The sequence below is a fragment of the Klebsiella sp. WP8-S18-ESBL-06 genome, from assembly GCF_014169755.1.
Classification (GTDB): Bacteria; Pseudomonadota; Gammaproteobacteria; order Enterobacterales; family Enterobacteriaceae; genus Kluyvera; species Kluyvera ascorbata_B.
On the sequence record NZ_AP022256.1, the window covers coordinates 449,832 to 474,470 of the forward strand.

A 24,639-nucleotide genomic window follows, 5' to 3' on the forward strand; every position below is an offset into this window, starting at 1 on the left:
TCCCGGTTTTTTTACGTTTAATGGTTGGAGAACCAGTTCAACCGGTCGCGAAGCCCAACCACGCGCCCAACGATAATCAGCGCCGGGCTCGCCATCTGCTGCGCCAGCTCGCCGAGCTGCGTCAACTGACCATCGACCACGCGCTGGTTCACCGCCGTACCGTTCTCGACGATGGCGACCGGCATATCGCCCTGCATTCCGTGCTCAATCAGCTTCTGTTGAATAGTGGCTGCCTGGTTCAACCCCATGTAGAACACCAGCGTTTGCTTTTCTGCCGCCAGGTTTTCCCAGTCCAGTTCGCCGCCGGTCTTCAGGTGGCCGGTGACCAGGCGTACGCTTTGTGCGTAGTCGCGATGGGTCAGCGGAATGCCGGAGTAAGCCGAGCAGCCTGAAGCGGCCGTGATCCCCGGCACCACCGAGAAAGGAATACCCGCATCGCACAGGGTTTCCAGTTCTTCACCGCCGCGACCAAAAATAAAGGGGTCGCCGCCTTTCAGGCGCACCACGCGTTTACCCTGCTGTGCTTCACGCAGCAGAATCTGGTTAATTTCATCCTGCGGTACGCAGTGGTAGCCCGCGCGTTTACCGACGAATACGCGGTCTGCGTCGCGGCGAACCAGATTCATGATGTCATCAGAGACCAGTCGGTCGTATACCACGACGTCAGCCTGCTGGATCTGCTGTAGCCCTTTGAGCGTCAGGAGCCCGGCATCGCCCGGCCCGGCGCCGACCAGCACCACTTCACCACGGTGGTCGAGCGGGGCGGTCAGCAGCTGTTCGGTCGTTTCTTCAATGGCCTGGCGGTCCTGGTTAGCCAGCGACTGCGCCAGGCGATCGTTCATGAACATTTTTTCCCAGAAGCGGCGGCGTTCGCCCATCGTGGAGAACTGTTTTTTCACCCGTTCGCGTAGCTTTCCGGCATAGGCCGCAACCTGGCCCAGATGCTGTGGCAGCATCGCTTCCAGCTTCTCGCGCAGCAGGCGTGCCAGCACCGGTGAGGTGCCGCCGGAGGAGACCGCTACCATGAGCGGCGAGCGGTCGATAATTGATGGCATGATAAAGCTTGCGGCTTTCGGCGCATCCACCACGTTGCAGAAAATGCGTCGGGCTTCCGCCTCATCGCTGACCTGCTGATTGACCGCATCGTCGTCGGTGGCGGCAATGGCCAGCCAGCAGGGGTCGAGCAGAGCGGGCTGGAAGTCGCCCGCGACCAGCGTCAGCATTCCCGCCTCGGCCCAGACGTGGAACTGCGGGACGTAATCCCGCGCATTTACCGTGAGGCGAGCGCCCGCGTCCAGCAGTAGACGCGCCTTGCGTTCGGCAACATCACCGCCGCCGACCAGCAAACATTCGCGATCGCGCAGTTGGCAAAAGATGGGTAAGTGATCCACGGGGCAACCTCACGGAATTAGCAATAGAAATGCGGGGAATGAATAATGCGGGTAAGGATAACAGCAGACATCGTACGGAATACACGATTTTTCCTGCTGTTACCCCTTTAAGGTCATAAGTTTTTGGTATTACTTATGCCTGAACGTTCAGGCCTTGAGCTGCACCTGGCCGTCTTTAACGCGCGCTTCGTAATGGGCGACGGAATGGCTCTCATCTTCCATGCACAGCCCATCACGCAGACGGAAGCGCTGTTTTTTCAGCGGGCTTGCTACCCACAGCTCGCCCTGATGTTCGGCAATCAGGCCGCGAGACAGCACGCTCGATTCGAAGAACGGGTCGATGTTGCTGATGGCAAAGACCCGATCATCGGCATACGGGCGGAAGATCGCCACCTGCTGGTCTCCCAGCAAGGCGCAGACGCCGGTCGCTGGGACAATCGCGTCAATTTTGCAGATATTTACCCACTGGCTCATGCGTTTTCCTCCACCAGAGTGACCGGAATACGTTCATACGGCGTAGCAGGGCGGTGCTGGGCACGCTCGGCAACCACCTGGACGTTCGGGTCACGTTGTTCGCTGTTGATAAAGTGTTTGAAGCGTACCTGAGCGGCCGGGTCGTTTACGGTCTCGGTCCATTCGCAGGCAAACGCTTCACGCAGACGGGCGATTTCAGCTTCCAGATGTTCGTTCAGGCCCAGCTTGTCGTCGATGATCACGGAACGCAGGTAGTCGATACCGCCTTCCAGGTTATCCAGCCACGGCGCGGTACGCGTCAGCTTATCGGCGGTACGGATGTAGAACATCATGAAGCGATCGAGGTATTTGATCAGCGTTTCGCGATCGAGGTCAGCCGCCAGCAGATCCGCGTGACGTGGCTTCATGCCGCCGTTACCGCAGACGTACAGGTTCCAGCCTTTCTCGGTGGCGATGATGCCAACGTCTTTGCCCTGCGCTTCTGCACACTCGCGTGTACAGCCGGAGACGCCAAACTTCATTTTGTGCGGCGTACGAATGCCTTTGTAGCGGTTTTCTAACTCCACGCCGAAGCCCACGCTGTCGCCCACGCCGTAACGACACCAGGTGCTACCGACGCAGGTTTTGGCCATACGCAGCGCTTTCGCATAGGCGTGACCGGTTTCGAAGCCTGCTTCAATCAGCTGACGCCAGATTTCCGGCAGATCGTCTTTCTGCGCACCGAACAGGCCGATACGCTGGGAGCCGGTGATTTTGGTGTACAGATTGAATTCTCGCGCGATACGGCCAACGGCCACCAGGCCTTCTGGGGTGATTTCACCGCCGGCGGAGCGTGGGATCACCGAGTAGGTACCGTCTTTCTGGATATTGGCCAGGAAGTTGTCGTTGGTGTCCTGAAGCGGCGTATGCTGCGGCTTGAGGATATATTCGTTCCAGCAGGAAGCCAGCAGGGACCCCACGGTCGGTTTGCAGACTTCACAGCCGTAGCCTTTGCCGTATTTTGCCAGCAGCTCGTCGAAGGTTTTGATGCCTTCCACGCGAATCAGGTGATACAGCTCCTGGCGGGTGAACGCAAAGTGTTCACACAGGCTGTGGTTGACTTCAATACCCTGTTTCGCCAGCTCGGCGTTGAGGACCTGGGTGACCAGCGGAATACAGCCGCCGCAGCCGGTACCGGCTTTGGTTTCGGCTTTCAGCGCCGCCACGGTGTGGCAACCTTTGTTAATCGCGGCGATCAGATCGCCTTTCGAGACGTCGAAGCAGGAGCAAATTTGCGCGCTGTCCGGCAGCTTATCGACGCCGATAGACGGTTTACCGCTGCTGGCGTGCGCCGGCAGAATCAGCGAATCCGGGTTTTCCGGCAGTTCGATGGCGTTCAGCGCCAGCTGCAGCAGGTTGCCGTAGTCGCTGGTGTCGCCGACCAGCACCGCGCCGAGCAGCGTTTTGTTATCTGCGCTGACGATAAGGCGTTTGTAGACTTCTTTGCTTTCGTCGAGGTAGACGTAGCTGCGCGCACCCGGCGTACGGCCATGCGCATCGCCGATACCGCCTACGTCAACGCCAAGCAGCTTCAGCTTGGCGCTCATATCGGCACCCTGGAAGCTGTTTTCGCTGCCGAGGATGTGGTCAACGGCAACCTGAGCCATTTTGTAGCCCGGCGCCACCAGGCCGTAGACGCGGTTCTTCCAGCTGGCGCATTCGCCGATGGCGTAGATATCCGGATCGGAGGTCTGGCAGCGGTCATTAATCATGATGCCGCCGCGCTGGGCGACTTCCAGACCACACTGGGTGGCCAGCTTGTCGCGCGGGCGAATGCCGGTAGAGAAGACGATAAAGTCGACTTCCAGCTGGCTGCCGTCGGCAAAGCGCATGGTTTTACGGGCGTTCTCGCCTTCCTGCACGATCTCTTTGGTGTTTTTGCTGGTGTGAACCTTCACACCCATGCTTTCGATTTTGCGCTTGAGCTGCTCGCCGCCCATCTGATCGAGCTGTTCCGCCATTAGCATCGGGGCGAATTCGATCACGTGGGTTTCAACGCCGAGGTTTTTCAGCGCGCCGGCTGCTTCGAGGCCGAGCAGGCCGCCGCCGACCACCGCACCGCGTTTGCTACGGCGGGCGCAGGATTCAATGGCGTTCAGATCTTCAATGGTACGGTAAACGAAGCAATCCTGAGTTTCAGACCCTTTAATCGGTGGGATCCACGGGTAAGAACCGGTCGCCATAATCAACTTGTCGTAAAAGACGGTACGACCCGCGCTGGAGTGGATCACCTTCTCTTTACGGTTAATGGTGATGGCGCGTTCGCCGACCAGTACCTTCACACCATGCTTCTCATAGAAGCCCTCACGGACCAACGACAGCTCTTCCGCCGTGTGGTGTGAGAAGTAGGAGGAGAGGTGGACGCGGTCGTAGGCGATGCGGGGTTCTTCACAGAAGACGGTAATGTCGAAGTGGCTGGCATCGGATTTATCGAGAAGATCCTCGATAAAACGGTGGCCGACCATGCCGTTACCGATAATTGCGAGTCTGACTTTGCTCATTTTTGCCTCGATTTCTATTCTAATACTGCCTACCTTAACGATTCAGCTAGGGGGATTATTGATTCAAATCAATTTAGCCTTTACCTACCACTTAATGGGTATGGCTATGATTTTAAAGTGGTTTTGTAAGTTGCGGATAATACACAACTTTCTTTGGTGTTTGTTTTTTGTTCAAAATGAGCAAATAAGCGGCGGGGGGCAGAGCTGGAGAAAGGTGCCCCTTTTCAGGTTGAAAAGGGGCGGTAAGGATTAGTGTCCGGCAACCGTAGCATGCTGACGGTGGCGGCTAACGAAGCCGAGGATCAGACACATCACAAACACGACAGCGTAGAGTCCGTTCGCCGTGGTGAGCGCAGCCAGCGGGCCGCTGCTGGCAACGATCGGGCCGGTTACCACGAAGGTCAGCATGGTGCCGATGGTGCCACAGGTCAGCACGAAGTTAACCAGTTTTGGGGAGGCGACTTTGGTCTGTAGCGAACCCAGGGTGATAATTGAGGTATAAATGGCGCTGGAGAAGAAGCCCAGGGTCAGAATAAACCATGCCAGATGCTGCGGTTCGCCGTGGTTGAACAGGTACATCATCACGGTCGCGATGCCAGCCAGCACGGTCAGGATACGCTGCAGGTCGAAGAAGCGTAGGATGAAGCTGAAGGCCCACATGCCGAACATGTAAGACATCCAGAAGTCGCTGACCAGTTTACCCGCGTCACCAAGGCTCATGCCCAGGCCTTTAGCATATTCCGGCACCCAGGAGATAAAGCCCAGCTGGCCGAGGATGTAGCACAGGGCGGCGATGGACAGGAACAGCACGCCAATGCCCCACTTCTCTTTGACCACTGGCTGGTCGTTGTGTTGGGCTTTTTTACCCAGCAGTGGGAACTCGCAGCCGAAGGTCAGCACGAAAATCGCGACGTAGATCAGGCCAATGCAGGCATAGACCCAGTACCACTCGATGGTACGAGCCAGTAGCCAGGCGGCGAGCATCGGGAAAATCATCCCCGCCATGCTGAAGAAGGAGTCGGTAAACAGCAGGCGCGCGCCGCGCTGACGGCCTTCATACATATGGGTAATCAGGAAGGTACCGATCGACATGGTGATCCCGCTGACCAGACCGAGCACGAACATGGCCGCCGAGAACAGCGCCAGGCTGTGGCTGGTCATCAGGCCGGCCACCGCCAGTACCATCAGAATGAAGCCAAAACGCAGCTGCGTCTTCAGGGGAACAATTTCCATCAGCCATGCATTGAGGAAAATCGAGATCAGAATACCGGCGTTCAGGAAGGTAAAGGTATTACTCATGCTGGAAACGGGCAGATTGAAGTAATCGGCGATGTTCCCCATCACCATCCCGGTGACGATCACCAACGCACCGGTAAGGGCGTAGGAGAAGAAGCTAATCCATGTGAGCTTGATACGGTTGCTGTTAGTCATGACTGGCCTGTGAATAGTTGTGTAAAGCGCGTTGACACTGCGCTGAGCGGGCAGATTTTAGTCACTGAAGTGACGTATTCATAGTTTTATTACGCAAACGTTGGCGTATTACACTTTTCATTGTGATCTGGATCACAAAATCAAATGTGGCAATGCTTACCACGCTCATTATAAGCGTTGAGCCCAGGTAAACTTTGGTAAAGCACTGGCCTGAGGGGCTGTCCCTCTTTAGAATCAAGCCACTTGCTTTCTCTACTGCACCTGTTAAAGGAATTCTCATGCTCAAATCAACTCTGGCGGCCGTGGCGGCTGTTTTTGCTCTCTCGGTGATGGCTCCTGCGGCTTTAGCAGCAACCCAGAATCCGCACGTACTGCTGACGACCTCCGCGGGTAATATCGAGCTGCAGCTGGATAGCCAGAAAGCGCCGGTTTCCGTTGAAAACTTCCTGAAATACGTTAATAGCGGCTTTTACAACAACACGACGTTCCACCGCGTGATCCCGGGCTTTATGGTTCAGGGCGGCGGTTTTAACGAGCAGATGCAGCAGAAGCAGCCGAACCCGCCGATTAAAAACGAAGCTGACAATGGCCTGCGTAATACTCGCGGCACTATCGCGATGGCGCGTACTGCTGATAAAGATAGCGCAACCAGCCAGTTCTTCATCAACGTGGCCGATAACGCCTTCCTTGATCACGGTCAGCGTGATTTCGGCTATGCGGTATTCGGCAAGGTTGTGAAGGGCATGGACGTGGCGGATAAAATCTCCCAGGTGCCGAGCCATAACGTCGGGCCGTACCAGAATGTGCCGACCAAGCCGGTCGTGATCCTTTCCGCGAAAGTCCTGCCGTAAGCCATATCGGGCGGCGTCAGGCATGAGGCCGTCGCCCGTATCGCTAAAGTGGATGTCACCCGGTAGAATGGCGGCAGAAAGATAACCGGAGCCGCCATGATCCTGCTGATTGATAATTACGATTCCTTTACCTGGAACCTTTACCAGTATTTCTGTGAGCTGGGCGCCAGCGTAACGGTCAGACGTAACGATGACATCACTCTCGAGGAAATCGCCCTGCTGGCACCGGAGAAAATCGTTATCTCTCCAGGCCCCTGCACGCCGGATGATGCCGGTATTTCACTTGACGTTATTCGCCGCTACGCCGGCAAAATTCCCATTCTTGGCGTCTGCTTAGGTCATCAGGCTATCGCTCAGGCCTTTGGCGCGCGTATCGTTCGCGCCGCTCAGGTCATGCACGGCAAAACCTCGCCGATTTTCCATCAGCAGCAGGGCGTCTTTCGCGGGCTGAATAACCCGCTGACGGTTACCCGCTATCATTCGCTGCTGATTCAGCCGGATACCCTGGCGGACTGCTTTGAGGTTACCGCGCTTAGCGAAGCCGGTGAAATCATGGGGATTCGTCACCGCGAGTGGGATCTCGAAGGCGTACAGTTCCACCCGGAAAGCATTCTTAGCGAGCAAGGACACGCGCTGCTGGCCAACTTTCTCCATCGATAGTAGTTGCCATGATGTGATTTTTTATGCATATTTTGTGGATAGATTCTCACAATCATTGCTGCATCGTTGAAGAAGGGCATGACATGGTAACCAAACAACCTGCGATCACCCGCGCGACCTTCGATCAGGTCATTTTGCCAATTTATGCACCGGCCGAGTTTATTCCGGTGAAGGGCAAGGGCAGCCGCGTCTGGGATCAGCAAGGCAAAGAGTACGTTGATTTTGCAGGCGGTATTGCGGTGACGGCGCTGGGCCACTGTCATCCGGCACTGGTGGACGCGCTGAAAACCCAGGGTGAAACCCTGTGGCATACCAGCAACGTGTTTACTAACGAACCGGCGCTGCGCCTGGGGCAGAAGCTGGTGGATGCTACCTTCGCGGAACGTGTGGTATTCATGAATTCCGGAACGGAAGCCAACGAAACCGCCTTTAAGCTGGCGCGTTACTATGCGTCTACCCGCCATAGCCCGTACAAAACCAAAATTATTGCCTTCCATAACGCGTTCCACGGACGTTCGTTGTTCACCGTTTCCGTGGGCGGTCAGCCGAAGTATTCCGACGGCTTTGGCCCGAAACCGGCCGATATTGTCCACGTACCGTTTAACGATCTGCATGCGGTAGAAGCGGTAATGGACGATCATACCTGCGCGGTCGTGGTCGAGCCTATTCAGGGTGAAGGCGGCGTACTGGCGGCAACGCCAGAATTCCTCAAAGGCCTGCGCGCGCTGTGCGATAAGCACCAGGCGCTGTTGGTGTTTGATGAAGTGCAGAGCGGCATGGGCCGTACCGGCTCGCTGTTCGCTTACATGCACTACGGCGTGACGCCGGATATTCTGACCAGCGCCAAGGCGTTGGGCGGCGGTTTCCCGGTCAGCGCTATGCTCACCACCGAAGAGATTGCCAGTGCCTTCCACGTGGGGTCACACGGTTCCACCTACGGCGGTAACCCGCTGGCCTGTGCCGTGGCCGGGGCGGCCTTCGATATCATTAACACCCCCGAAGTCCTTAACGGCGTGAATGCTAAACGTGAGCGCTTTGTTCAGCATCTGCAGCACATTAACGCGAAGTACGATGTCTTCAGCGATGTGCGCGGCATGGGTCTGCTGATAGGTGCAGAACTGAACGCGAAGTATAAAGGCCGCGCGCGCGACTTCCTGTATGCTGCGGCGGATGCTGGCGTGATGGTGCTGAATGCGGGCCCGGACGTGATGCGCTTTGCGCCATCTCTGGTGGTGGAAGAACAGGATATCGACGACGGTATGCAGCGCTTTGCACAAGCCGTGGCAGCATTGATCAGCTAGACTGCCGTTTCAACCAGCCGCCGTGCCGCGGGCGCTGGCGCCAGGCCACCGACGAGATGGTGTGCATGGTGCTTAAGTGCCCTAAAATACGCTGGAGATGCTGTTCCATGGTGCTCAACGGCCCGTGGGACAGCGCGTCCGGCGCTTCCATAATGTTCACCTCGCCGCTGCTTCCCGCCTCATCGTATTCCAGACGCTGCTGACAGCGCTGGAGCGCGATTTCACACGACTCCAGATAGCGTTGGGCCAGATCCGGCGTCAGCATGTTGTGCTCGCGTGCCAGGGTCGTCATGGCGTTGATGTGCTCGACGATAAACTGGCTGTGGGTGACCCACAGCTTCATGTCTTCGAGATAGCGAGAGTTAAATCCCGGTTCCTGCATGGCCTGGTTGAGGGTGTTGTACAGCGTATTGTGCGCCTGGTTGACGCGCATGCGCTGATAGGCAAGCTTAGGCGCCTGCGGGTCGGGGCTGAGGATCAGACGAATGGCCTCCTGGTCAGCCTCCAGCGCCGCCTGAGCGTTCTGACGCAACTGGCCGCTCTGCCACTGCGGCCACAGCCAGATCATCCCACCAAAGGCAATCAGGCAGCCGATCAGGGTGTCGATAAAGCGGGCGATAATAAACTCTTCGCCGTTGAGCGTCAGAAGCTGCAAGGTATACACCGCCGTAATCGTGAAGCCCACGGTGGCCCAGCCGTAGCTGCGGCGAATAATCAAGTAGCTTACCAGCGTCACGATCAGCATCCCAGCCAGCGCCCACCCTTGTGGCGTGTGGAAGTGTAGGGCGATAGCGGCGATGACCAGCCCGGCCAGAGTCCCTGCCGCACGATGGAAAATCCTTACGCGCGTAGCGCCGTAGCCGTTTTGCGTGACCAGCAGGACCGTCATCAGGATCCAGTAGGGTTTCGGCAGATGCAGCGCCATCCCCATCAGGCTGGCAATGCTTAACATGACGCTGAGGCGTGCGGCGTTGCGCAGCGCGGGCGACTTCAGCGACAGATAGCTTTTTAACGCCGGGATGAGCGGCAGGCGGCGCTCTTTGTCGGCCATCAGATTACGTGGGTAAAGCGGGCGCTGGCTACGCAGTACGCGGGCAATACGGCTGAAGTGCCAGGCGCAAAACTGGCCGACCGGGTTATCCGGATGCTGGCGGGCAATTTTATCCAGCGCGCCAATCTGTTTGTCCATCGTGAAGCGCGTGGGGTAGCGATGATAGAGAAGATCGTCCGCCAGCACGCGCAGGCGCGCGGAAACGGTCTGCGCGTTCCAGCGGATCACCGCTTCGGCGTGGCTTTGTTCAACCAGCTTCTGGACCTCTTCCGGCTGGTGCAGGCTAACGGAGATATGTTCCTGCAAATCCAGCCCCATCTGGAAAGCACGCAGCAGCCGCTTGTAGTCGTTATGTTGGTTAGCCGCCAGCATATGCAGCTGCTGGTAGCACTGGGAAATGAGATCCACCACCTTTTGCTGGCGAGTGAGCAGTGGCGGGAGTGCGCTGCTGGGGTCGGTATGCTGCGTCAGCAGACTATATTTTGCTTCGCAATAGTCGGCCAACTGACGGTAGAGCAGGCTTAACGATTCACGCAGCGGCTGTTCGCGCCATATCCAGAACCACCACCAGTTGAATAATCCGTACCACAGGGTGCCCAGCGCGTAGATGAGCAGCGGCTGCCAGATGGGCATATTGCCGGCCAGGCTGAGCGTAAAAATGGCGGCGATCAGCGAGGCGGGCAGTAGCCGCCCGTGCAGCGCGCTGATCTCCGCCGTTACGCCCAGCAGCAGCGCTAGCCCGCTCAGGATCAGCGGCAGGGGAACGTCGCGCGCCAGCAGCAGCTGCACGGCAAGGCTGCACCCGGCAAACAGGCTGCCGCCGATAATCAGGCGTTTGAAAAAGCGCTTATGTGGGGTGTCGAGACCGGCGATGTTGCAGCAGGCGGGCACCAGCGAGAATAGCAGGCCCTGCTGAAGATGGCCGAAAAGCAGGCCAATAGCCACGGGCAAACACAGCACCAGCGTTTGCCGTAGTGCATAGTTGATTTCTGGGTGGTAAATCAGCCTGCGCCACATAGGGGAAAACAAAAGCGGCGTATTGCCTGGCAATACGCCGTTTAGGCTGGATTAGCGGGTACCGTAAACGACAATGGTTTTGCCGTGTGCGGAGATCAGGTTTTGATCTTCCAGCATCTTCAGGATACGGCCCACGGTTTCACGGGAGCAGCCCACGATTTGACCGATTTCCTGACGGGTAATTTTGATCTGCATGCCGTCCGGGTGGGTCATCGCATCCGGCTGTTTGGCCAGGTTCAGCAGAGTCTGCGCGATACGACCCGTCACATCGAGGAACGCCAGGTTGCCGACTTTCTCAGAGGTAACCTGCAGACGACGCGCCATTTGCGAAGAGAGACGCATCAGAATGTCCGGGTTAACCTGGATCAGCTGACGGAATTTTTTATAAGAGATTTCAGCCACTTCACAAGCGGTTTTTGCCCGTACCCACGCGCTGCGTTCCTGGCCTTCTTCAAACAGGCCTAACTCGCCGATAAAATCGCCCTGGTTGAGGTAAGAGAGGATCATCTCTTTGCCTTCTTCGTCCTTGATGAGAACTGCCACTGAGCCTTTTACGATGTAATACAGCGTCTCTGCTTTTTCACCCTGGTGAATCAGCGTGCTCTTCGAGGGGTACTTATGAATATGGCAATGAGACAAGAACCATTCGAGAGTCGGGTCTGTTTGCGGTTTGCCAAGCACCATGCGCGGTTATCCTCTGTTATAAGCTCTTCCCGGCGGCAAAAACCTGACGGCCACCGGTTGCAATAGTATCCTTCCCGTTACCTGGGAAGTCGGCTGTCGAGTTACGCCGCAGCCTGTAATGTGATGTCCTCTGCATACATGCAGTACGTTTATGTATTACCGTAGCATCCTGACTGTTTTAGCATAGCTTTCGCCGTGTGTCTCCTGGTGTCTCGCTTCAGCATGACGGCGATCGCCTTCCATTGCGAGAATTGTTATGTGCGCGTAATCTGAGAAGAATATTGCAACCTCGGAGTTAAAAATTATGCAAGCGCGTGTGAAATGGGTTGAAGGGTTAACCTTCCTTGGCGAGTCCGCTTCCGGCCACCAGATTCTGATGGACGGCAACTCTGGCGATAAAGCGCCAAGCCCGATGGAAGTCGTGCTGATGGCCGCTGGTGGCTGTAGTGCTATCGACGTGGTGTCTATTCTGCAAAAGGGCCGTAATGACGTCACCGATTGTGAAGTGAAGCTGACGTCCGAGCGCCGTGAAGAAGCGCCGCGACTGTTTACCCATATTAATCTGCACTTCATTGTCACCGGTAAAGCGCTGAAGGATGCGGCGGTATCTCGTGCGGTCGATCTGTCGGCGGAGAAATACTGTTCGGTTGCGTTGATGCTCGAAAAAGCGGTGAATATCACCCACTCTTACGAAGTGATTGAGGGGTAAACCCTTAACAAGGGCGTATGCCGTGCGACTGTCGGGTGGCGGCTACGCCTTACCCGACCTACTCGTTTCGCAATATCCTGTAGGCCTGATAAGCGAAGCACCATCAGGCTTAAGGTTTAGTTGCGGCCTTCCATTAAACGCTGCACCAGCGGCGTCATAATCAATTCCATTGCCAGCCCCATCTTCCCGCCGGGAACGACCAGCGTATTCATATGCGAAATAAACGATCCCTGAAGCATGGCCAGCAGCCACGGATAGTCGATGTTTTTAAGATTACGGAAGTGAATCACCACAAAGCTCTCGTCCAGCGATGGAATACTTTTCGCGGCGAAGGGGTTAGACGTGTCGACCGTGGGCACGCGCTGGAAGTTGATGTGCGTGCGTGAAAACTGCGGGGTGATGTAGTTGATGTAGTCTTCCATTGAGCGCACCACCGAGTCCATGACCGCTTCGCGCGAGTGGCCGCGTTCGCTGGTGTCGCGAATCATCTTCTGGATCCACTCAAGGTTTACGATCGGCACCACGCCGACCAGCAGATCCACATGGCGGGCCACGTCGTGCTGCGGCGTCACCACGCCGCCGTGGAGCCCTTCGTAGAATAGCACGTCGGTAGGCTCCGGCAGGGGCTGCCAGGGTGTGAACGTGCCGGGCACCTGGTTCCACGGTACCGCTTCGTCGTAGGTGTGCAGGTATTTGCGCGACTGCCCTTTACCGGTCAGGCCGTAATCGCGAAAAGTCTGTTCCAGCAGACCAAAGTCATTGGCATCCGGACCGAAGTAGCTGATATGGCGGCCCAGATCGCGGGCCTTGCGGATCGCCATGTCCATTTCCGGGCGCGTATAGCGGTGGAAGCTGTCACCTTCGACCTCGGCGGATCGCAGGTTAAGCTGGGCGAAGATTTTACGGAATGCGAGGCTGGTGGTGGTCGTACCCGCTCCGCTGGAGCCGGTAACGGCAATAACCGGGTGTTTGGCAGACATGCGAATAACTCCCTGAATACGTGACAGCAAGCAGCGTGCTTCCTGTCACTAGTATAGTTAACCGCGGAATTGGTTACGGGGCATGATATTGACGGTCTCGTGAAGTTCTGACCAGACCAGCACCGCTTCGCCTGTTTGTAGCTGCTGTTTGACGTCGGCGACCTTTTGCGCAAGTGAACGCTCATATTCACCATAATCAGTGCCTTCGCGCAAGACAAAGCTTTCAATCAGGTTATCCAGCGTTTGCGGGTCGAGGTCCTGCCATGGAATGATCATCCTTTCGTCCCCAGCCAGCGCATCAGCCAGGTGGGGATGCGTTTCTCCAGCCACATTTCCGGGTGGCGGAGAGTCCCACCGATAAAGCCCACGTGCCCGCCGTGCTCGGTCAACTGATACTCGACGTTATCCGGCAGCTCTTCCTGGGCGGGAATAGAATGATGATCCATAAACGGATCGTCCTTAGCGTGGATGATCAGCGTCGGCTTGGTGATTTTGCTTAAGATAGGCATCGCGCTGCATTGACGATAGTAGTCAATGGCATCGGCGAAGCCGTGAATTTTTGAGGTAATCGAGTCGTCAAACTCGCGGATGCGACGCATGCTTTTCAGCTGGCGTAAATCTACCGGCAGCGAGCCGGGATAGGCCTTGAGCTTGCGGGCCGCGTTGCCCTTGAGCAGATTGAGCAGGTAGCGCTGGTAGACGCGGGAAAAGCCCTTATCCATATGATAACTACAGGCTTCCAGCATAAACGGCGCTGAGACGATCGCTGCGGCATCCACCGGGACGTTATCACCTTCTTTCGCCAGCAGGCAGGCGAGCATATTGCCGCCCAGCGAATAGCCCACCGCTGCGGTCGGCACATGGCCGTATTCGCGCGCCAGCCAGTGCAGGAACCAGGTGCCATCTTCCGTTTCACCGGAGTGATAGATACGGTTCAGGCGGTTGGGCTCGCCGCTGCAGCCGCGAAAGTGCATCACGACACCCAGCCAGCCCTGTTCTTTTGCCGCATTAATTAAACCGTGAGCATACGGGCTGTACAGGCTGCCCTCCAGCCCATGGAACACCACCAGGCGCGGTTTATGGCGCGCGGCCTGCGGGTCTTCACTCCACGCCAGATCGACAAAATCGCCGTCCGGCAGCTCAAGACGCTGCCAGTGCGGCGTGAACTGCAGCTTACGGCGAATAAGGCGCGGCAGCATCGTTTGCAGATGGCGATTGCTGACGCCGCGCATCGGCACGAAGGTGGCGCTGCTGCGGGTGTCGATGTTGAGGTCGTGGTGGGTGGTTTCAGTCATGGCTACGCGATGTTTACTCGTTAATCTGCCGCCTACTATACCGTCACTTTGCCCTTGTGTTTATGAAAATGAGGCATGCGTAGCGCTTTTTATCCCTTTGGAGTCTGATCCTCCTCACAAATTGTTACTTCAATTATTACTCTCAAGCTAATGATTCTTTCCTACGCTTAATTGATGACTTTCTCACCAGAGTGCACACTCTTATCTGTGTTAAGCAATCAAAATGATTAGCTGAATCAGGAGGTTAATAATGTTATCTGGGCAAACGCCAGCACGCGTCTGGAACACGCGCCGCACGGAAAAACAGCGCCGTCTGGCTTCCGTTCCGGTGCAGGGTAAGGTTCTGCCGACCGCAGACCTGACCGCGATGCTGGAAAAACTGATCGCGCCGGGTGACCGCGTGGTATTAGAAGGCAATAACCAGAAGCAGGCAGATTTCCTGTCCCGCATGCTGGCTGAGGTTAACCCGCAGATTGTGCACGACCTGCACATGATTATGCCAAGCGTCGGGCGCAGCGAGCATCTGGATATTTTCGAGAAGGGCATCGCGCGTAAACTCGACTTCTCTTTCTCCGGTACCCAGAGCCTGCGTATTTCGCAGCTGCTGGAGGATGGCCAGCTGGAAATCGGCGCCATCCATACCTACATCGAACTTTACTCCCGCCTGTATGTTGACCTCGCCCCGAACGTGGCGCTGATCGCTGGTTACAAAGCCGACCGTAAAGGTAACCTCTACACCGGGCCGAGTACCGAAGATACCCCGGCGCTGGTGGAAGCTGCCGCATTCCACGACGGCATCGTTATCGCACAGGTTAACGAGCTGGTGGACGACGAGTGCGACCTGCCGCGCGTCGACATTCCTGGGTCGTGGATTGACTACGTTGTGGTTGCCGACAAGCCGTTCTTTATCGAACCGCTGTTTACCCGTGACCCGCGCCTGATCAAACAGGAACATATCCTGATGGCGATGATGGCCATCAAAGGTATCTATGCCGAACACCAGGTGCAGTCCCTGAACCACGGTATCGGTTTTAACACCGCCGCCATCGAGCTGCTGCTGCCGACCTACGGCGAACAGCTGGGCCTGCGCGGCAAAATCTGTAAACACTGGACGCTCAACCCGCATCCGACGCTAATCCCAGCGATTGAAAGCGGCTGGGTAGAAAGCGTGCACTGCTTCGGCGGCGAGCTCGGGATGGAAGAATACATCCGCGCCCGTCCTGACGTGTTCTTCACCGGTGCCGACGGCTCTATGCGCTCTAACCGCGCCTTCTGTCAGCTGGCGGGGCAGTACGCGGTCGATATGTTCATCGGCTCAACCCTTCAGGTTGATGGCCTGGCCAACTCCTCTACCGTGACCCGCGGTCGTCTGTCCGGATTCGGCGGTGCGCCAAATATGGGTCATGACCCGCACGGTCGTCGTCATGCGACACCGGCGTGGCTGAATATGATCACTGAGCCAGACCCCATGCAGCGCGGTAAAAAACTGGTTGTGCAGATGGTCGAAACCTTCCAGGCCGGCGCGAAACCGACCTTCGTCGAAAAACTGGACGCGGTTGACGTGGCGAAAGCCTCCGGCATGCCGTTAGCGCCGGTCATGATCTACGGCGACGACGTGACCCACGTCCTGACCGAAGAAGGTATCGCTTACCTCTATCGTGCGAAAGATCTCGAAGAACGCCGTGCGATGGTGGCGGCGGTTGCCGGTATCACCGACATCGGTCTGGGCGTTGATGCTAAACGCGTGGCTGAACTGCGTCAGAGCGGCAAAGTGGTCTATCCGGAAGATATGGGTATCCGTCGTACCGACGCGACTCGTTCTCTGCTGGCGGCCAGCAGCGTTGCTGACCTGGTTGAATGGTCTGGCGGTCTGTACAACCCACCTGCGAAATTCCGGAGCTGGTAATGAAACTTCTGCCCCAGATTCAGGTTGAAGGCGGTGCCGAATGGCTGGCGCGAACCGCCACGCAGTGTCTGATTGACGAAGCACGATTAAGCCCGAAACCCGGTCTGGTGGACAGTCGGGGGAACGGCGCGCACCACGATTTATCGCTCGCGCTGATGGAGCGTTCGGCGCACAGCCTGACCCCCACGTTTCAGGCGCTAGCGCAACAAAGCTGGCAGCGTCCGGCGGATATTGCGCTGAGACAAACCGTAGGGCGACTCGGCCGTGCGGGTGAGAAACAGATGATGGCCGCTACCGACGGCGTAAACACCCACCGCGGCGCGATCTGGGCGCTGGGGCTGCTGGTGAGCGCGGTGGCCATGCACGGCGGTACCGGCAGTGCGCAGCAGGTTGCGGCCACCGCCGCCGAGCTGGCGAAGCTGCCCGATGCTGCCGCACCGAAGGTCTTCAGTAAAGGGCTGCGCGCTACGCATCGTTATCAGGTGCCCGGCGCGCGCGAAGAAGCGCAGCAGGCGTTTCCACACGTGATGCAGCGTGCGCTGCCCCAGCTACGGCTGAGCCGCCTTAACGGCAGCAGCGAAACGCACGCCCGGCTCGACGCGCTGATGGCGATCATGACTTCGCTGACCGACACCTGCGTTTTGTCGCGCGCGGGTCTGGAAGGGCTGGACGCTATGCAGGACGGCGCACGTGCGGTGCTCAGCGCCGGCGGCAGCGCCCATCCGGCAGGGCAACAAGCCTTGGCCGCGCTCGATCGCCAGATGCTGGCGCTGAACGCCTCGCCGGGCGGCGCGGCGGATCTGCTGGCCGCGACCCTGTTTCTCGATCGCATCGAATCGCCTTATTTAAAGCATTAAGAGGATGTTATGGAACACATTACGTTAACCGTACCGGCCAGCCGCACCTTACGCGGTAAAGCGCTGGCAGGCGTTGTGGGCTCCGGGGATATGGAGGTGTTATTCACCGCCGACCAGGGCCAGACGTTAACCGTCGATATCACCACTTCTGTCGATAACAGCCGCAGCCGCTGGGAAGCGCTGATTAACCGTCTGCAAACCGTCAGCAGCCTGCCGGCTGGCACGCTGACCATCCACGACTTCGGCGCGACGCCGGGCGTGGCGCGCATCCGTATCGAACAGGTTTTTGAAGAGGTGAGCTATGCGTGATGACCGCAGTTTTATCGAATTAAAAGCGCGCCAGCGTGCGCATGCGCTGCTGGATGAAGGCAGCTACCGTGAACTGCTCGACCCGTTTGAAGGCGTGATGTCGCCGTGGCTGGGCGCGCAGGGCATCGTTCCGCAGGCCGATGACGGCATGGTCGTGGCAAAAGGCACCATCAATGGCAAACCGGCCGTGGTGGTGGCGATTGAAGGCGCATTCCAGGGCGGCAGCATGGGCGAAGTGTCCGGTGCCAAAATGGCGGCGGCGCTGGAGCTGGCGGCGGAAGATAACCGCAACGGCATCCCAACGCAGGCCGTTCTGAGTCTGGAAACCGGCGGCGTACGTTTACAAGAAGCGAACCTGGGCCTGGCGGCGATTGCCGATATCCACGCGGCGATTGTTGACCTGCGTCGTTATACCCCGGTGGTCGGCATTGTGGCCGGTACCGTGGGCTGCTTCGGTGGGATGTCCATCGCGGCGGCGCTGTGTAGCTATCTGATTGTGACCCGCGAAGCGCGTCTCGGCCTGAACGGCCCGCAGGTTATCGAACAGGAAGCCGGTATTGAAGAGTATGACTCCCGCGATCGTCCGTTTATCTGGAGCATGACCGGTGGCGAAATTCGCTACCAAAGCGGCCTGGTGGAAGCACTGGTTGGCGACGGCGTCAACGCAGTCAAAGCGGCGATGCATGAGGCGCTGGCGAAAGGCGTTCCGGCGAAACATCGCACCGATAACTATGCCTGGTATCTCGACCGTCTGACGAATTTCGATACCCGCAAACAGGCGGATACCGAACAGATTCATGCGCTCTTCGCCCGGGAGGTGAAATGATGAGTAACGCAATGAGCCGTGGCGAATTATGGCTGGAAACGCTGGTTCCGAACGCCAAACGAATCGAAGGGCTGTGCCCGTCTGTGCAGGCTGCTGACGGCGAACTTAACGGTGAAACGGTGCGTTTTGTTGCCGTGGTGCCGGATGCCAATAACCACTTCCCGCGCGCAGCGAAAGGGGAAGTCGGTCTGCTGGAAGGCTGGACGCTGGCAAAAGTGGTCAGTGAAACCATCGCCGCAGACGCTGATAAAGCGGTGAAACGTCCGATTGTGGCGGTGATTGATGTACCAAGCCAGGCCTACGGTCGCCGTGAAGAAGCTTTCGGTATTCACCAGGCGCTGGCCGGTGCCGCAGCGGCGTATGCCAACGCGCGCCTGGCAGGTCACCCGGTGATTGGCCTGATTGTCGGTAAAGCGATGTCCGGTGCGTTTCTGGCGCACGGCTACCAGGCGAATCGCCTGATCGCCTTCAACGACAAAGGCGTGCTGATTCACGCCATGGGTAAAGAGTCGGCGGCGCGTATCACCCTGCGTACCGTTGACGCGCTGGAAAAACTGGCGGCGACGATTCCGCCAATGGCGTATGACATCAGCAACTACGCCACGCTGGGGCTGCTGGAAAATCTGCTGGATATCAGCAATCCGGATGCGCCATCTGCAAACGATCTGACGCTGGTGGTGAACACCTTGCAACAGGCCATCAAAGACGCTCGTCAGGACCCGACGCTGAAAAGCCGTCTGGGCGCTGACAATCGCCGCAGCTCTGCCCTCGTACGCGAACGCATGCGGGCAAGCTGGTAAGAAAAAAGAGACCTGCCGGATGTACGGCTCCATGGGCGCTTCCCAGCGCCCATGCGGGCACTTGCATCTGAAAAATAATAATCATCGCGCCAGTGCTAACTTTTTTTCATTACAGGTGAAATATGACTTACGTAATTGTTCATGCTCTTGCTCCGATTTTCGTCATCATGCTGCTGGGATTCTGGGCCGGGAAGGCCAAAATGGTCGATAACAAAAATGTCTCCCTGCTCAATATCTTCGTGATGGACTTCGCGCTGCCCGCCGCGCTGTTTAGCGCTACCGTACAAACGCCGTGGGCCGGCATCGTGGCGCAGTCACCGCTGATTGTGGTGCTGACGCTGGCAATGTGGATTACCTATGCCGCTATCTACTTTATGGCGACCAAGTTGTTCAATAAATCACCGCAGGATGCCGCCGTGCTGACCCTGACCGTGGCGCTGCCAAACTACGCTGCGCTGGGCCTGCCGATTCTGGGGAGCGTGCTGGGTGAAACCTCGTCTACATCGCTTTCCGTTGCCGTTTCCATCGCTTGTGGTTCTGTGTTGATGACGCCGTTCTGCCTGCTGATTCTGGAACGTGAAAAAGCGCGTGCGGAAGGTGGCAACTCCGGTTCTACGCTGTCTATGCTGCCGGTACTGATGTGGCGTTCAATTAAAAAACCGATCGTAATGGGCCCGCTGCTGGGGGTTATTCTCTCCGCAATTGGCATCAAAATGCCGGACCTGGTGCTGGCGGCGATCAAACCGCTGGGCCTGTCTGCGACCGCGGCTGCGCTGTTCCTGACCGGGGTGATTCTGTCTGCACGTAAATTGCAGATCAACACCGTCGTGATTACCTCAACCCTCGCTAAGCTGCTGATTCAACCGGCGATTGCCTGGGCTATCGTTCTTGTTCTCGGCCTGCATGGCTCGGTGGCGATTACCGCGATCCTGATGATTGCGCTGTCTGCCGGTTTCTTCGGCGTGGTATTCGGTAACCGCTTTGGCGTGCAGTCGCCGGATGCAGAAGCCGTGCTGCTGTTGAGCTCCGTACTGTGTATCCTGTCGCTGCCGCTGTTTATCTCGCTGACTTCAGGAATCTAAATCATGAGCACAACATTACGTCCACACGACCTTATCTGGCTGAATGCGCGCGACGCGCTTGAAGATGTCACGGAATCCTGGGTGGATACCGTCTGGCATAGCGGCTTGCCGGTAGTGGTGCGACGTGATGTTGATGCGCAGGGGCGCATTCCGGTGGGCGTCCGCGGGATGAAGCGCGACCAGCGCGCCGCCGGTTGGGTGAAAGCAGAGGCGGTCGTCCGCGTCTGCTCGCCGGAATCGCTGGTGGACCCGATGTCGCTGCTGCGCTCGCCCTTTATCTCTCAGCCACCGGTTCAGGTGGCTTTGTTATTGGCGCAGCAGGCATGGCCGTGGACGTGGGGGATTACCGGCAGTACTGGCTATGCGCTGGCGACCGGGATCCCGGTTATCCATGCGGCAAGCGATCTGGATCTGTTGATCCGCGCGCCGCAGCCGCTCTCCCGTGAAGCGCTGGAAACGTGGCAGCAGCAGCTCACCGCCGGACTTTGCCGGGCGGATACCCAGGTGGATACGCCACGCGGCGGCTTTGCCCTCAATGAATGGCTGCGCGATGGAAAAGCACTATTAAAAACCTCGCAGGGGCCGCAGTTGGTTCGCGACCCGTGGGGCAGGGAGGAGTGATGAAAATTCTGTTTACCTTCCCGGGGCAGGGAACGCAGCACGCAGGAATGCTGCAAAACCTTCCGGGGACGGAACTGGCCCAGGCGCGTGAGGTGCTTGGCGCTGAGGTTGATACGCTGGATACCCCTGAGGCGCTCAAACATACCCGAGCCGTTCAACTGTCTCTGCTGATTGCTGGCGTTGCATGGGCGCGCGAGCTAGAGCGTCGTGGTGTAGCGCCTGATATCGTCAGTGGACTCTCCATTGGCGCGTACCCGGCGGCGGTGGTTGCCGGTGCGCTCGACTTCGCCGACGCGCTGACGCTGGTCGCGCTGCGCGGTGACTTAATGGAGCTGGCCTACCCGCACGGCTACGGCCTGACGGCAATTATGGGGCTGACGCTGAGTCAGGTGGAAAGCCTGGTAGAAGGCAGCGGCACTTATATCGCTAACCTGAACGCTGAAACGCAGATTGTGATTGCCGGTCCTGATGACGCGATGGCCGACGTGGCGAAACGCGCGATGGCCAAAGGGGCCAGTAAGGCACCTCGCCTGGCGGTGAGCGTGCCGTCGCATTGTGCACTGTTGGCCGAGCCCGCGCACAAGCTGGTTGAGGCGTTCAGCCATGTAACGCTTTCCCGTCCGCGCTACGCCTACCTGAGCGGTAGCACCGGTCGCGTGCTGTGGCAGCCGGAACGTATTGCTGACGATCTGGCGATGAATATGGCGCGCACGGTGCGTTGGCAGGAGGCGGTGATTTCCGCCAACGAACGTGAAGCACGGCTGGCGATTGAAATGCCGCCCGGTGGCATACTGACCTGCTTAACGCGTCAGGCGGCGTGGGAAGGGGAGTCGATTTCTCTGGAGCGCAGCGGCGTGGATGTGGCTGTGCACCTGGCGAAGCGTCTTCGTGCGTGATATGATTGCCCGATGGCGCTGCGCTTATCGGGCCTACAGGCTGTGTCGTTTGTAGGCCGGTAGCATCGCCATTCGGCAATCAGGCGTTGGGGTTGAGGCTACGCGCATACATGCGGCCTTCGGCGGCCAGCGCCAGCAAGCTAGGGTCGCGTTCGCGGTTACGGGCAAAGACAATCGCAATCAGCTGCCGCATTTGATACGGGTCCGCCAGTTTTTGCAGATGCACCGTATTTTCATACATCTTTTTCATTCGCCCCGGCATCAGGGTAAACCCGACGCCTGCCTGCACCAGACTCAGCATTGAGAAAATATCGTTTACGCGGGTCACAATTTCCGGTTCGAACCCGGCGATATGAAACGCTTCCTGGAATCCGGCATAGGTGGCGAACCCTTCGGCCAGTGAGACAAACTTCTCGTTGCGATAATCGCGCAGATCCGCCGTTTTATGCGTATCCAATGTCGAAGTGATCGGCGCAGCAAGGTAAATATCATCGTGAAACAGCGGCAGTACTTCCAGGCTGTTACGATCGATTTCGCTTTCTGAAATGGAGATCAGAATCGCATCGAGGGTGCCGTCTTCCAGCATCTTCAGCAGGGCTTCATTTGAACCCATCGTGAGATCCATCTCGAGATCCGGGCGACGCAGTTTCATCCCCATAATCAGCCGTGGCACCGTCTCCAGCGTCAGCGAATACAGCGTGCCAACGCGCAGACGGCCCTGTCCGACGCCTGCCGTTTTGCGAGCTTCTTCCAGCCCGCGTTCCATCAGTTGCGTCACTTCCTGACAGTATTCCAGCAGCGTCCACGCCGCCGGTTGGGCAAGCAGATTACGCCCTTTGTGCACGAACAGCGGACAACGCACGTTCTCTTCCAGCGTATGCAGCGCCCGGTGCACGCTGACGCCGCTGATATTCAGCGCCTCAGCGGTACGGGCGATGTTGCCCTTCTCCATAAAGGTCATGAAGATGGTGAGCTTGCGGAAGGTAATGTCGTCGGTGATTGACAGGTTCATCGTCCGCCCTTCTTGTCAGTCGTTTTGCATCATTTGTTCGAGCTGCTCCTGCGCCTCGAGCCACGCCATTTCGCACTCCTCCAGCCCGGATTTGGCGCTGGCCTGAAGCTGCAGGCATTCGGTCATTTCGGCTTTGCGGCTCGGATCGTAAAGGCTGCTGTCACCCAGCTTTTCTTCCGCCTGCGCCAACTGGGCATTGAGTTTCTCCATCTCTTTTTCCAGGCGGGTAATCTCTTTGCGCAGCGGCTGGGTCAGCGTGCGTAGCTCGGCTTCACGGCGCTTCTGGTCTTTACGCGATTGAGCGCTGTTGGCGTTGTTTTCTTTTGGCGCTTCGTCGGCCTGGTTTTCCTGTTTTTGCACGTCGCTCAGCCACTGCTGATAATCTTCCAGGTCGCCGTCGAATGGCTCGACCTTTTTGTCGTGCACCAGATACAGATCGTCAGTGGTGGAGCGGATCAGGTGGCGATCGTGCGAGACCACGACCAGCGCGCCTTCGAAATCGATCAGCGCTTCGGTCAGCGCCTGGCGCATATCGAGATCCAGGTGGTTAGTCGGTTCATCGAGCAGCAGCAGGTTCGGGCGCTGCCAGACGATCAGCGCCAGCACCAGACGGGCTTTCTCGCCGCCAGAGAAACGGGCGGTGTGTTCGGTCACTTTGTCGCCCTGGAAGCCGAAGCCGCCGAGGTAGTCGCGTAGCTTCTGCTCCAGCTCCTGTGGCGCCATACGCGCCAGATGCTGCAACGGCGATTCGTCCGCGCGCAGGAATTCCAGCTGATGCTGGGCGAAGTAACCGAGCTTAATGCCTTTGGCGAGGCCGATTTCGCCGTGCAGCGGCTCCAGTTCGCCCGCCAGCAGCTTAATCAGCGTCGATTTACCCGCGCCGTTGCGGCCCAGCAGGCCGATACGCGAGCCCGGCACCAGGTTCAGCTTGATGGATTCGAGGATCGTGCGATCGCCGTAACCCGCGCTGACCTTTTCCATTTTCAGCAATGGGTTCGGCAGGCTTTCCGGCGCGCGGAAGCTGAAGTGGAACGGGTTATCGACGTGGGCCGGGGCAATTAGCTCCATACGCTCAAGCATCTTGATACGGCTCTGTGCCTGCTTGGCCTTCGTAGCCTTCGCACGGAAACGGTCGATATAGCTTTGCAGATGCGCCACGCGCTCCTGCTGGCTTTCGTACATCGCCTGTTGCTGCGCCAGGCGCGTCGCGCGCTGTACTTCAAACGAGCTGTAGTTGCCGGTGTACTCGAACATCGTTTCTTGTTCGATATGAATAATTTTGTCCACCACCGGGTCGAGGAAGTCGCGGTCGTGGGAAATCAGAATCAGCGTGCCCTGGTAGCTCTTCAGCCATCTCTCCAGCCAGATCACCGCATCAAGGTCGAGGTGGTTAGTCGGTTCATCGAGCAGCAGCAGGTCGGAGCGGCAAATCAGCGCCTGCGCCAGGTTAAGGCGCATACGCCAGCCGCCCGAGAAGTCGCTGACCGGGCGGTCGAGCTGTTCGTTGCTGAAGCCCAGACCGTGCAGCAGGCTGGAAGCACGAGAGCGGATAGTCCACGCGTCAATCGCGTCCAGCTTGCCGTGAACGGTGGCAATGGCGTGGCCATCATCGCGTTCGTTAGCATCGTTGAGCTGAGCTTCAAGCTGGCGATATTCGCGGTCACCGTCAATGACATAGTCCAGAGCGGGCTGAGGCAGCGCAGGGGTTTCCTGGTTTACCCACGCCAGTTGCCAGCTGCTGGGATAGGTAAAGTTGCCGCCGTCGGCGCTTATCTCGTTTTTCAGCAGCGCGAGCAGCGTGGATTTGCCACAGCCGTTTTTCCCCACCAGGCCGACTTTCTGCCCTGGGTTGATGGTGGCCGATGCGTTATCCAGCAGGACACGCACGCCGCGACGAATTTGTAACGAGGAGAAAACAATCATAAGGCGCCGTATGTTCTGAATAT

The 24,639-nt window shown here is 57.8% G+C and carries 23 protein-coding genes; 12 read left to right on the forward strand and 11 right to left on the reverse strand.

The features are described from left to right. Positions 1 to 17 precede the first annotated feature (17 nt). The 4 genes from cysG to tsgA form a co-directional block, all read right to left on the reverse strand. Positions 18 to 1,391: a siroheme synthase CysG gene (cysG, locus tag H7R76_RS02085; protein WP_106925143.1), complete on the reverse strand. Its 1,374-nt coding sequence runs from the start codon at positions 1,389 to 1,391 to the stop codon at positions 18 to 20. 147 nt (positions 1,392 to 1,538) lie between these two features. Continuing rightward, positions 1,539 to 1,865, reverse strand: coding sequence for a nitrite reductase small subunit NirD (gene nirD, locus H7R76_RS02090; protein WP_106925144.1), 327 nt, complete (start codon positions 1,863 to 1,865; stop codon positions 1,539 to 1,541). Continuing rightward, a complete protein-coding gene (gene nirB / locus H7R76_RS02095; protein ID WP_182929913.1) occupies positions 1,862 to 4,405 on the reverse strand; it encodes a nitrite reductase large subunit NirB in 2,544 nt (847 codons plus the stop codon). The genes nirD and nirB overlap by 4 nt, the downstream gene beginning before the upstream one ends. Positions 4,406 to 4,654: 249 nt before the next feature. Further along, on the reverse strand, positions 4,655 to 5,836 hold the full coding sequence (gene tsgA, locus H7R76_RS02100; RefSeq protein ID WP_182966874.1) for an MFS transporter TsgA: 1,182 nt from the start codon (positions 5,834 to 5,836) through the stop codon (positions 4,655 to 4,657). A gap of 278 nt (positions 5,837 to 6,114) precedes the next feature. Here tsgA and ppiA point away from each other — a divergent pair, with 278 nt between their 5' ends. The 3 genes from ppiA to argD all read left to right on the forward strand — a co-directional run bounded on the left by ppiA (position 6,115) and on the right by argD (position 8,648). Further along, on the forward strand, positions 6,115 to 6,687 hold the full coding sequence (gene ppiA, locus H7R76_RS02105; RefSeq protein WP_182966876.1) for a peptidylprolyl isomerase A: 573 nt from the start codon (positions 6,115 to 6,117) through the stop codon (positions 6,685 to 6,687). Between the two features lie 96 nt (positions 6,688 to 6,783). Beyond that, on the forward strand, positions 6,784 to 7,347 hold the full coding sequence (gene pabA, locus H7R76_RS02110) for an aminodeoxychorismate synthase component 2 (RefSeq protein ID WP_182929914.1): 564 nt from the start codon (positions 6,784 to 6,786) through the stop codon (positions 7,345 to 7,347). 83 nt (positions 7,348 to 7,430) lie between these two features. Further along, on the forward strand, positions 7,431 to 8,648 hold the full coding sequence (gene argD, locus H7R76_RS02115) for a bifunctional acetylornithine/succinyldiaminopimelate transaminase (RefSeq protein WP_106925150.1): 1,218 nt from the start codon (positions 7,431 to 7,433) through the stop codon (positions 8,646 to 8,648). Here the strand turns inward: argD and H7R76_RS02120 are convergent. Further along, on the reverse strand, positions 8,641 to 10,716 hold the full coding sequence (locus tag H7R76_RS02120; RefSeq protein WP_106925151.1) for a YccS/YhfK family putative transporter: 2,076 nt from the start codon (positions 10,714 to 10,716) through the stop codon (positions 8,641 to 8,643). The two genes, argD and H7R76_RS02120, sit on opposite strands and share 8 nt — an antisense overlap. A gap of 51 nt (positions 10,717 to 10,767) precedes the next feature. After that, a complete protein-coding gene (crp, locus tag H7R76_RS02125) occupies positions 10,768 to 11,400 on the reverse strand; it encodes a cAMP-activated global transcriptional regulator CRP (protein ID WP_000242758.1) in 633 nt (210 codons plus the stop codon). A 304-nt stretch (positions 11,401 to 11,704) separates the two neighbouring features. Here crp and H7R76_RS02130 point away from each other — a divergent pair, with 304 nt between their 5' ends. Beyond that, a complete protein-coding gene (locus H7R76_RS02130) occupies positions 11,705 to 12,109 on the forward strand; it encodes an OsmC family protein (protein WP_035894387.1) in 405 nt (134 codons plus the stop codon). Positions 12,110 to 12,225: 116 nt separating this feature from the next. On the opposite strand, the gene H7R76_RS02135 is transcribed toward H7R76_RS02130, so the two are convergent. The 3 genes from H7R76_RS02135 to H7R76_RS02145 are packed head-to-tail and all read right to left on the reverse strand — an operon-like array spanning position 12,226 to position 14,384. Beyond that, entirely contained in the window at positions 12,226 to 13,089 is an 864-nt protein-coding gene (locus H7R76_RS02135) for a phosphoribulokinase (protein ID WP_182966878.1), read from the reverse strand. Between the two features lie 57 nt (positions 13,090 to 13,146). Then, positions 13,147 to 13,365 (reverse strand): YheU family protein, encoded by a 219-nt coding sequence (locus H7R76_RS02140; RefSeq protein ID WP_106925153.1) that lies wholly within the window; start codon positions 13,363 to 13,365, stop codon positions 13,147 to 13,149. Then, a complete protein-coding gene (locus H7R76_RS02145) occupies positions 13,362 to 14,384 on the reverse strand; it encodes a hydrolase (RefSeq protein ID WP_182966880.1) in 1,023 nt (340 codons plus the stop codon). The genes H7R76_RS02140 and H7R76_RS02145 overlap by 4 nt, the downstream gene beginning before the upstream one ends. Before the next feature lie 250 nt (positions 14,385 to 14,634). Here H7R76_RS02145 and mdcA point away from each other — a divergent pair, with 250 nt between their 5' ends. The 8 genes from mdcA to mdcH all read left to right on the forward strand — a co-directional run bounded on the left by mdcA (position 14,635) and on the right by mdcH (position 21,681). Further along, positions 14,635 to 16,290, forward strand: a complete 1,656-nt coding sequence (mdcA, locus tag H7R76_RS02150) for a malonate decarboxylase subunit alpha (protein WP_182929915.1) — start codon at positions 14,635 to 14,637, stop codon at positions 16,288 to 16,290. Next, on the forward strand, positions 16,290 to 17,147 hold the full coding sequence (locus H7R76_RS02155) for a triphosphoribosyl-dephospho-CoA synthase (protein WP_182966882.1): 858 nt from the start codon (positions 16,290 to 16,292) through the stop codon (positions 17,145 to 17,147). The genes mdcA and H7R76_RS02155 overlap by 1 nt, the downstream gene beginning before the upstream one ends. A 9-nt stretch (positions 17,148 to 17,156) precedes the next feature. Continuing rightward, a complete protein-coding gene (gene mdcC / locus H7R76_RS02160; RefSeq protein ID WP_106925157.1) occupies positions 17,157 to 17,456 on the forward strand; it encodes a malonate decarboxylase acyl carrier protein in 300 nt (99 codons plus the stop codon). After that, positions 17,449 to 18,282, forward strand: coding sequence for a biotin-independent malonate decarboxylase subunit beta (locus tag H7R76_RS02165; protein WP_106925158.1), 834 nt, complete (start codon positions 17,449 to 17,451; stop codon positions 18,280 to 18,282). The genes mdcC and H7R76_RS02165 overlap by 8 nt, the downstream gene beginning before the upstream one ends. Next, entirely contained in the window at positions 18,282 to 19,082 is an 801-nt protein-coding gene (mdcE, locus tag H7R76_RS02170) for a biotin-independent malonate decarboxylase subunit gamma (RefSeq protein ID WP_106925159.1), read from the forward strand. Before H7R76_RS02165 ends, mdcE begins: the two co-directional genes overlap by 1 nt. Before the next feature lie 122 nt (positions 19,083 to 19,204). Continuing rightward, complete coding sequence (locus H7R76_RS02175; protein ID WP_106925160.1) at positions 19,205 to 20,164, forward strand: AEC family transporter; 960 nt, start codon at positions 19,205 to 19,207, stop codon at positions 20,162 to 20,164. Positions 20,165 to 20,167: 3 nt separating this feature from the next. Then, entirely contained in the window at positions 20,168 to 20,785 is a 618-nt protein-coding gene (locus H7R76_RS02180; protein WP_182966884.1) for a malonate decarboxylase holo-ACP synthase, read from the forward strand. Further along, the gene (mdcH, locus tag H7R76_RS02185; protein ID WP_182929917.1) at positions 20,785 to 21,681 is read left to right on the forward strand and encodes a malonate decarboxylase subunit epsilon; all 897 of its coding nucleotides are present in this window, start codon (positions 20,785 to 20,787) and stop codon (positions 21,679 to 21,681) included. The genes H7R76_RS02180 and mdcH overlap by 1 nt, the downstream gene beginning before the upstream one ends. 79 nt (positions 21,682 to 21,760) lie before the next feature. Here the strand turns inward: mdcH and H7R76_RS02190 are convergent, their stop codons facing one another. After that, on the reverse strand, positions 21,761 to 22,693 hold the full coding sequence (locus H7R76_RS02190; protein WP_106925162.1) for a LysR family transcriptional regulator: 933 nt from the start codon (positions 22,691 to 22,693) through the stop codon (positions 21,761 to 21,763). A gap of 15 nt (positions 22,694 to 22,708) precedes the next feature. Further along, on the reverse strand, positions 22,709 to 24,616 hold the full coding sequence (locus tag H7R76_RS02195; RefSeq protein WP_106925163.1) for an ABC transporter ATP-binding protein: 1,908 nt from the start codon (positions 24,614 to 24,616) through the stop codon (positions 22,709 to 22,711). Positions 24,617 to 24,639: the final 23 nt, after the last annotated feature.

Coding starts and splice junctions, on each gene's coding strand:
- nirD (WP_106925144.1), bottom strand. CDS start 1,865: ATGAGCCAGTGGGTAAATATCTGCAAAATTGACGCGATTGTCCCAGCG.
- nirB (WP_182929913.1), bottom strand. CDS start 4,405: ATGAGCAAAGTCAGACTCGCAATTATCGGTAACGGCATGGTCGGCCAC.
- tsgA (WP_182966874.1), bottom strand. CDS start 5,836: ATGACTAACAGCAACCGTATCAAGCTCACATGGATTAGCTTCTTCTCC.
- ppiA (WP_182966876.1), top strand. CDS start 6,115: ATGCTCAAATCAACTCTGGCGGCCGTGGCGGCTGTTTTTGCTCTCTCG.
- pabA (WP_182929914.1), top strand. CDS start 6,784: ATGATCCTGCTGATTGATAATTACGATTCCTTTACCTGGAACCTTTAC.
- argD (WP_106925150.1), top strand. CDS start 7,431: ATGGTAACCAAACAACCTGCGATCACCCGCGCGACCTTCGATCAGGTC.
- H7R76_RS02120 (WP_106925151.1), bottom strand. CDS start 10,716: ATGTGGCGCAGGCTGATTTACCACCCAGAAATCAACTATGCACTACGG.
- crp (WP_000242758.1), bottom strand. CDS start 11,400: ATGGTGCTTGGCAAACCGCAAACAGACCCGACTCTCGAATGGTTCTTG.
- H7R76_RS02130 (WP_035894387.1), top strand. CDS start 11,705: ATGCAAGCGCGTGTGAAATGGGTTGAAGGGTTAACCTTCCTTGGCGAG.
- H7R76_RS02135 (WP_182966878.1), bottom strand. CDS start 13,089: ATGTCTGCCAAACACCCGGTTATTGCCGTTACCGGCTCCAGCGGAGCG.
- H7R76_RS02140 (WP_106925153.1), bottom strand. CDS start 13,365: ATGATCATTCCATGGCAGGACCTCGACCCGCAAACGCTGGATAACCTG.
- H7R76_RS02145 (WP_182966880.1), bottom strand. CDS start 14,384: ATGACTGAAACCACCCACCACGACCTCAACATCGACACCCGCAGCAGC.
- mdcA (WP_182929915.1), top strand. CDS start 14,635: ATGTTATCTGGGCAAACGCCAGCACGCGTCTGGAACACGCGCCGCACG.
- H7R76_RS02155 (WP_182966882.1), top strand. CDS start 16,290: ATGAAACTTCTGCCCCAGATTCAGGTTGAAGGCGGTGCCGAATGGCTG.
- mdcC (WP_106925157.1), top strand. CDS start 17,157: ATGGAACACATTACGTTAACCGTACCGGCCAGCCGCACCTTACGCGGT.
- H7R76_RS02165 (WP_106925158.1), top strand. CDS start 17,449: ATGCGTGATGACCGCAGTTTTATCGAATTAAAAGCGCGCCAGCGTGCG.
- mdcE (WP_106925159.1), top strand. CDS start 18,282: ATGAGTAACGCAATGAGCCGTGGCGAATTATGGCTGGAAACGCTGGTT.
- H7R76_RS02175 (WP_106925160.1), top strand. CDS start 19,205: ATGACTTACGTAATTGTTCATGCTCTTGCTCCGATTTTCGTCATCATG.
- H7R76_RS02180 (WP_182966884.1), top strand. CDS start 20,168: ATGAGCACAACATTACGTCCACACGACCTTATCTGGCTGAATGCGCGC.
- mdcH (WP_182929917.1), top strand. CDS start 20,785: ATGAAAATTCTGTTTACCTTCCCGGGGCAGGGAACGCAGCACGCAGGA.
- H7R76_RS02190 (WP_106925162.1), bottom strand. CDS start 22,693: ATGAACCTGTCAATCACCGACGACATTACCTTCCGCAAGCTCACCATC.
- H7R76_RS02195 (WP_106925163.1), bottom strand. CDS start 24,616: ATGATTGTTTTCTCCTCGTTACAAATTCGTCGCGGCGTGCGTGTCCTG.